Raw genomic sequence first — 1,314 nt, 5'->3', positions numbered from 1 at the left:
TCCTACACGCCGCGGAAGCGGTTGATGGCGGTGAGGTGACGAGCCCGGGTCTCCTCGTCACGAATCCCCAGCCCCTCCTCCGGCGCCAGGCACAGCACCCCGACCTTCCCCTGATGGGCGTTGCGGTGCACATCGAACGCCGCCTGCCCCGTCCGCTCCAACGGATACACCTTCGACAACGTCGGATGCACCATCCCCCGCGCCACCAACCGGTTCGCCTCCCACGCCTCCCGGTAGTTCGCGAAATGCGACCCGATGATCCGCTTCAGGTTCATCCACAGGTACCGGTTGTCGAACTCGTGCACGAACCCGCTCGTCGACGCGCACGTCACCACCGTCCCACCGCGACGTGCCACGAACACCGACGCGCCGAACGTCTCCCGCCCCGGATGCTCGAAGACGATGTCCGGGTCCTCCCCACCGGTCAGCTCCCGGATCCGCCGCCCGAGGCGCTTCCACTCCCGCGGGTCCTGCGTCCGCTCGTCCGACCAGAACCGGTACCCCTCCGCCGCCCGGTCGATCACCAGCTCCGCGCCCATCGCCCGGCAGATCGCCGCCTTCTCCGGCGAGGACACCACACACACCGGGATCGCCCCGCCGCGCAACGCCATCTGCGTGGCGTACGACCCCAGTCCTCCTGATGCTCCCCAGATCAGTACGACGTCGCCCTGCTTCATGTTCGCGCCGTTACGCGACACCAGCTGCCGGTACGCCGTCGAGTTCACCAACCCCGGCGCCGCCGCCTCCTCCCAACTCAAATGCCCCGGCTTCGGCATCAACTGGTTCGCCTTCACCAACGCCAGCTCCGCAAGACCACCGAAATTCGTCTCGAACCCCCAGATCCGCTGCTCCGGATCCAGCATCGTGTCGTTGTGACCCTCGGGACGCTCCAACTCCACCGACAGACAGTGCGCCACCACCTCATCCCCCGGGTGCCACGCGTGTACTCCCGGCCCCGTCCGCAGCACCACCCCCGCCAGGTCCGACCCGACCACGTGATACGGCTGGTCATGCTTCTTCGCCAGCGGAGACGACCGCCCGTACCGCTCCAGGAACCCGAACGTCGACAACGGCTCGAAAATCGACGTCCACACCGTGTTGTAGTTCACCGACGACGCCATCACCGCCACCAGCGCCTCACCCGGCCCCAACTCCGGCGTCGCCACCTCATCCACATGCAACGACTCCCGCGGGTCCTTGTCCCGGGACGCCCGCCCCTCGAACATCCCCACCTCGTCCTTGCGCACCACCACACCCCGGTACGACTCCGGCACCGCCAACGCCCCGAACTCCGCCCGCCGCTCCGGCGAACGC

General features: G+C 68.2%; 1 protein-coding gene. It reads right to left on the bottom strand.

Annotated elements, in window-relative coordinates; translation table 11 throughout:
- Nucleotides 1-2: 2 nt before the first annotated feature.
- A partial coding sequence (ccrA, locus tag MXD62_RS27550; protein WP_248832307.1) for a crotonyl-CoA carboxylase/reductase occupies nucleotides 3-1,314 on the bottom strand: 1,312 nt, incomplete at its 5' end.

The sequence above is a fragment of the Frankia sp. Mgl5 genome, assembly GCF_023242985.1.
Taxonomy (GTDB): domain Bacteria; phylum Actinomycetota; class Actinomycetes; order Frankiales; family Frankiaceae; genus Parafrankia; species Parafrankia soli.
The sequence above is the reverse complement of the archived record's forward strand: the minus strand, read 5'-3'. Positions and strand labels throughout refer to the sequence as shown.